This is a genomic window from Variovorax sp. WDL1 (assembly GCF_001541225.1).
GTDB lineage: Bacteria > Pseudomonadota > Gammaproteobacteria > Burkholderiales > Burkholderiaceae_C > Variovorax.
The window spans coordinates 1-5,914 of record NZ_LMTS01000040.1; the positions used below are offsets into that span (position 1 = coordinate 1).

The window sequence follows — 5,914 nt, forward strand, 5'->3', positions numbered from 1 at the left end:
AGATCCTACGGCGTCGTTCATTGATCAGCATCTCCCTAGGGGATGGAATGTTCGAGTTGGCCTGTGGGGAGCCCCCGGTAGCCGGCGAGCGCGCGATTGCCGAGGCGGCGCGCGCGGTGATCGCAGACAGCGAAGCGATCGCCATCGTCGGCCTTGGCTATGTGGGCCTCCCGCTTGCCGTGGAATTCGGCAAGCTGCGCGCGGTGGTCGGGTTCGACATCGATACATCGCGCATTGCCGAACTGCAGTCCGGAAAAGACGCGACGCTGGAAGTCGGCCCCAACGAGCTGCGCGCCGCGAGCAAGCTTCGCTTCAGCAGTTGCATCAAGGACATCGCGGGATGCCGGGTCTTCATCGTCACCGTTCCGACGCCCGTGGACATTGCGAACCGGCCCGATCTCAGCGCCTTGATCGCCGCCACCGAAACCGTGGGCCGCGTCATGCCGAATGGCGCGATCGTCATCTATGAATCGACGGTGTATCCCGGTGCGACCGAGGAGGTGTGCGTGCCGGTGCTCGAGAAGGTGTCGGGCAAGAAGTTCAACGTCGACTTCTTCTGTGGCTATAGCCCGGAGCGGATCAATCCTGGCGACAAGGAGCGGCGGCTGGCGACCATCAAGAAGGTGACCAGCGGCAGTACACCTGAGGTGGCCGACGCGGTGGACCGGCTGTACCGCCAGATCGTCAGCGCCGGCACCCACAAGGCCAGCAGCATCAAGGTGGCCGAAGCCGCGAAGGTGATCGAAAACACCCAGCGGGATCTGAACATCGCTTTGATGAACGAGCTGAGCCTCATCTTTCGCAAGCTCGGCATCGATACGCTGGAAGTCCTGCAGGCTGCAGGCACGAAATGGAACTTCCTGCCCTTCCGGCCCGGGCTCGTGGGTGGGCATTGCATCGGCGTCGATCCCTATTACCTGACGCACAAGGCCGAGCAGGTGGGCTACCACCCCCAGGTGATCCTGGCCGGGCGCCGCATCAACGACCACATGGCCGTTCATGTGGCCGATGAAGTGGTCAAGCTCATGCTGCGCAAGAACCTGCCAGTGCTCGGCAGCAAGGTGCTGGTCCTGGGCCTGAGCTTCAAGGAAAACTGTCCGGACGTGCGCAACACCAAGGTGATCGACATCGTGCGCACTCTTCAGGGCTACAACATTCAGGTGAACGTGTTCGATCCGTGGATCGACGTGGCCGAGGCGGAGCAGGAGCATGGCCTGCGCTGCCTGAACGAAATGCCCGCTCCCGGCCAGTATTCCGCGGTGGTGCTGGCTGTGAGTCATCGCCAGTTCGTTGCGATGGGGGAAGCCGGCGTCAGGGCGCTGGGACATCGGGGTGCCGTGCTGTTCGACGTCAAAGGTGTGCTCCCCATGGGCGTCGCAGACGGCCGACTGTGAGAGGCGGCAATCCGTGATGGCTTACGAGCAGCTTCTGGCGCGCCTTGCCACAGAGCCTCGGACTTGGCTCGTCACCGGCGTCGCCGGCTTCATCGGCAGCAATCTGCTCGAGGCATTGCTCAAGCTGAACCAGCGCGTGGTGGGTCTGGACAACTTCGCCACCGGCCACCGACGCAACCTGGCGCAGGTGCAAGGGCTCGTGACCCCGGCACAGTGGGGAAACTTTCGCTTTCTGGAAGCGGACATCCGCGACGCCGGCGACTGCCGGCATGCCTGCGAGGGCGTGGAGCATGTCCTGCATCAAGCGGCCCTTGGTAGTGTCCCACGGAGCGTGGCAGACCCGATCACCACGAACAGCTTCAACATTACCGGCTTCCTCAACATGCTGGTTGCAGCGCGCGATGCGGAGGTCAAGAGCTTCACCTACGCGGCCAGCAGCAGCACCTATGGCGATCGCCTCTCCTTGCCCCAGGTGGAGGAATACGTCGGCAAGCCTCTGAGTCCCTATGCAGTGACCAAGTATGTGAACGAGCTCTACGCCAACGTGTTCGCGCGCTGTTACGGATTCGACACCATCGGCTTGCGCTACTTCAATGTGTTCGGCCGACGTCAGGACCCGAACGGCGCCTATGCCGCTGTCATCCCCCAGTGGACGGCGGCGATGCTGAAGGGCGAGCCCGTCTACATCAACGGCGACGGTCATACCAGTCGCGACTTCTGCTACGTTGCCAATGTCGTGCAGGCCAATCTGCTGGCAGCTACGACCGAAGACCGCGCTGCGAAGAACCAGGTCTACAACGTGGCCGTGGGCGAGCGCACGTCCTTGGCGGCATTGTTCGAGCTCTTGCGCGAGGGGTTGAATGTCGGAGCGAACAGCCAGATTGTCCGCGACGGTGAAAGCGGCTTCCTGGCGGACATGGAAAGCAGTTGGACCGCGAGGCTTGCACAGCTCTTGAGTGATGGCGCATTGAGGCAATCGATGGGCGAAGCGGGTCGTCGGCGCGTCGAAGCAGAGTTCTGCCTGCAGCGTACGGCCCCTGCTCTCGGCGAGTTGCTGCTGAAAACCGCTAGGGTGCAGCGCGCATGATGAAGTTCCTCCTGATCGGTGGTTTCGCCGAATCTCTCATGGGCTTTCGCGGCGCGTTGATCTCCGCGCTGCAGGCGCGGGGCTTGCAGTTGCACGTGGCGGCGCCCGGTCTCGAACCGGGCCTCCAGATTCGCTTGGAGCTGGAGCGACGCGGTCTCACGGTTCATGACATTCCGTTGCGGCGGACCGGTGCCAACCCGCTCTCCGACCTGCGTGCACTGCTCGCGCTGGTCGCGTTGATGCGGCGTATCCAGCCTGACTGGGTGCTGGGCTACACCGTCAAACCCGTCATCTATGGCTCGCTCGCTGCGTGGGTGGCCGGTGTACCTTACAGGTACGCGCTGATCACCGGCCTGGGCTACGTATTTCAGAACCACGAGCGGCGCGGGCGTTTGCAGGCACTGGTACAGCGCCTCTATCGACTCTCACTCGGCCGTGTGCACAAGGTCTTCTTCCAGAACCCCGATGACGAGGGGCTGTTCAGGCGACGCGGTATCTTGATGGCTGCCACGCCTTCCTGCGTGGTGAATGGTTCGGGGGTTGACGTCGACCGGTTCAGCCCAGCCGGCTTGCCACCGGGGCCGCCGCGATTTTTGTTGATTGCCAGGCTCCTCGGCGACAAAGGTGTACGCGAGTACGCCCAGGCCGCGCGCCGCATCCGCAATCGTCATCCGGATGTTCAATTCGCAGTCGCAGGTTGGATCGACACCAATCCTGATGCCATCGAGGACGCGGAGCTGGAGGCGTGGATGGCCGATGGGACGCTGAGCTATCTGGGCCGCTTGTCGGATGTGCGATCGGCCATTGCCGCGTGCAGCGTCTACGTGCTTCCCTCTTACCGTGAAGGAACGCCGCGCACCGTTTTGGAAGCCATGGCGATGGGCCGCGCGGTCATTACCACCGATGCGCCTGGCTGCCGGGAAACGGTGATGCACGGCGAGAACGGCTTTCTGGTCCCCGTTCGATCCGTGGAGGCCTTGGAGCATGCGATGAACAGGTTCATTGCCGACCCTGCGCTGATTGTCCGCATGGGTCGTCGTGCTCGCGAGATCGCGGAAGAGAAATACGATGTGCATAAGGTCAACGCGGTCATGCTGCGCGAGATGGGCATCGTATGAAGCGCATCGTCGACGTCGTCTGCGCCGCTTTGGGTTTGCTGCTTCTTGCAATTCCGTTGCTCTGGCTGATCTGGAGGGTGCGACGCGAGCTCGGCAGTCCAGTGTTCTTTTGCCAGATGCGTCCGGGTCTGCACGGCCGCCCATTCAGGATGGTCAAGTTCCGGACCATGACGGATGCTCGAGGCCTCGATGGCCGGGTGCTGCCCGACGCGGATCGCCTCACTCCCTTCGGCCGCTTCCTGCGCGCCAGCAGCCTGGATGAACTGCCCGAGCTCTGGAATGTGCTCAAGGGTGACATGAGCCTGATCGGCCCCCGTCCCCTGCTGGCCGAGTACCTGCCGCTGTACTCCCGCGTTCAGGCACGGCGCCATGACGTGCGCCCCGGCATCACGGGTTGGGCCCAGATCAATGGACGCAACACCCTATCGTGGGACCAAAAGTTCGAGCTCGACGTCTGGTATGTGGACAACCGCTCTGCGCGGCTCGACCTCCGGATCCTGTGGCTCACCATGCGCAAAGTCCTGGCGCGCGACGGCATCAGCGCCTCCGGCGAGGCGACGATGCCGCGCTTTACCGGGCCGCAGATGGAGCACGAGCAATGAACACGCCACTCTTCGCCGTCTACGGCGCCAGCGGCTGCGGCCGGAGCGTCATGCCCCTCGCGCGCTCGCAGTTGCAGCGCCAGGGAATCGGGGCAACACGGCTGGTCTTCGTGGACGACCAGCCCGAGGCGGCTGTCGTGAACGGTCAACGCGTGCTTCGCTACGAGGAATTCCTGGAAGCCCAGGCCAGCGCGCGACACGCCGTGCTCGCCATCGCCGACGGCGCAGTCCGGAAAGAACTCGCCGACCGCTGCCGCGTCGGCGGCGTGCAGCCCTGGACAGTCATCGCAGCCAACGCAGTTGTGATGGACGAAGTCACCCTGGGCGAAGGCGCGATCCTCAGCCCCTTCGTCACCCTCGGTTCCAACGTCCGCATTGGCCGGCACTTCCATGCCAACCTCTACAGCTATGTCGAGCATGACTGCGTCATCGGCGACTTCGTCACCTTCGCGCCGGGCGTCAAGTGCAACGGCAACGTCGTCATCGAGGACCACGCGTACGTCGGCACGGGGGCTGTCATCAAGCAGGGCAAGCCCGGGCAGCCGCTGGTCATCGGCCGCGGTGCCGTCATCGGCATGGGCGCTGTGGTCACGCGCCATGTGCCCGCGGGCACGACGGTCGCCGGCAACCCTGCCAGGCCACTCATCAAGGGTTGATCGTGCTGAATACCTCTTTCTCTCCCTGGCCCAGCTTCACGACGCAAGAGGCCGAGGCCGTGGTGCGGGTGCTGATTTCCAACAAGGTCAACTACTGGACCGGGGAGGAGTGCCGCGCGTTCGAACAGGAATTTGCCGCATGGACCGGCGCCGCGCATGCCGTGGCGCTCGCGAACGGCACGCTGGCGCTCGATGTCGTGCTCAAGTCCTTGGGCATAGGCCCGGGTGACGAAGTCATCGTCACGCCACGCACCTTCATCGCCAGCGTGTCCTGCGTCGTCAATGCTGGCGCAACGCCCGTCTTCGCCGACGTCGAGCCCGACAGCGGCAACCTCTCGGCGCAAACCATCGCACGGGCCATCACGCCCCGCACCCGTGCCGTCATCTGCGTGCACCTGGCCGGCTGGCCGTGCGACATGGATCCCATCATGGCGCTGGCCGCCGGACACGGCATCAAGGTCATCGAAGACTGCGCGCAAGCCCATGGAGCACGCTACAAGGGCAGGTCCGTAGGCACCCTCGGCCATGCCGGCGCCTGGTCCTTCTGCCAGGACAAGATCATGTCCACGGGCGGCGAAGGCGGCATGGTCACGACCCACGACACGGACTTGTGGCGCGCCGTATGGCAATACAAGGACCATGGCAAGAGCCATGAAGCGGTGTATGAGCGCCAGCATCCACCGGGCTTTCGCTGGCTGCATGAAAGCTTCGGCACCAATTGGCGCATGCTGGAGATGCAGGCGGTCATCGGCCGCATGCAACTGCGCAGCATGACCGACTGGACCGCGAGGCGCACGCGCCATGCCGAGGCGGTCTGGGCGGCGTGCGCACCCCATGCGGCAGTTCACGTGCCGCGAGTGCCTGCGTCCTGCATCCATGCGCATTACAAGTGCTACGCATACGTGCAGCCCGACCGCCTTGCACGGGGCTGGAGCCGCGACCGCATCATCGAAGCCATTCAGGCGCGTGGCGTCCCCTGCTATCAGGGATCGTGCTCCGAGGTCTATCTCGAAAAGGCGTTCGACGGCACCGGTTGGCGACCGGCCGAGCGGCTGGC

5 protein-coding genes and 1 pseudogene are annotated in these 5,914 nt (G+C 64.1%); all 6 read left to right on the forward strand.

Annotation, left to right across the window (positions count from 1 at the left end; all coding sequences use genetic code 11):
• Nucleotides 1-2: 2 nt before the first annotated feature.
• Entirely contained in the window at nt 3-1,394 is a 1,392-nt protein-coding gene (locus APY03_RS07105) for a nucleotide sugar dehydrogenase (RefSeq protein WP_232324181.1), read from the forward strand.
• A 16-nt stretch (nt 1,395-1,410) separates the two neighbouring features.
• Entirely contained in the window at nt 1,411-2,481 is a 1,071-nt protein-coding gene (locus APY03_RS07110; RefSeq protein WP_083944206.1) for an NAD-dependent epimerase/dehydratase family protein, read from the forward strand.
• Nucleotides 2,478-3,599: a glycosyltransferase family 4 protein gene (locus APY03_RS07115; RefSeq protein ID WP_232081173.1), complete on the forward strand. Its 1,122-nt coding sequence runs from the start codon at nt 2,478-2,480 to the stop codon at nt 3,597-3,599. Before APY03_RS07110 ends, APY03_RS07115 begins: the two co-directional genes overlap by 4 nt.
• Nucleotides 3,596-4,201, forward strand: a complete 606-nt coding sequence (locus tag APY03_RS07120) for a sugar transferase (RefSeq protein ID WP_068675300.1) — start codon at nt 3,596-3,598, stop codon at nt 4,199-4,201. The genes APY03_RS07115 and APY03_RS07120 overlap by 4 nt, the downstream gene beginning before the upstream one ends.
• Entirely contained in the window at nt 4,198-4,857 is a 660-nt protein-coding gene (locus APY03_RS07125) for an acetyltransferase (RefSeq protein ID WP_068675302.1), read from the forward strand. Before APY03_RS07120 ends, APY03_RS07125 begins: the two co-directional genes overlap by 4 nt.
• Nucleotides 4,858-4,859: 2 nt before the next feature.
• Nucleotides 4,860-5,914: pseudogene (locus APY03_RS07130) on the forward strand (DegT/DnrJ/EryC1/StrS family aminotransferase); the annotation flags it as partial.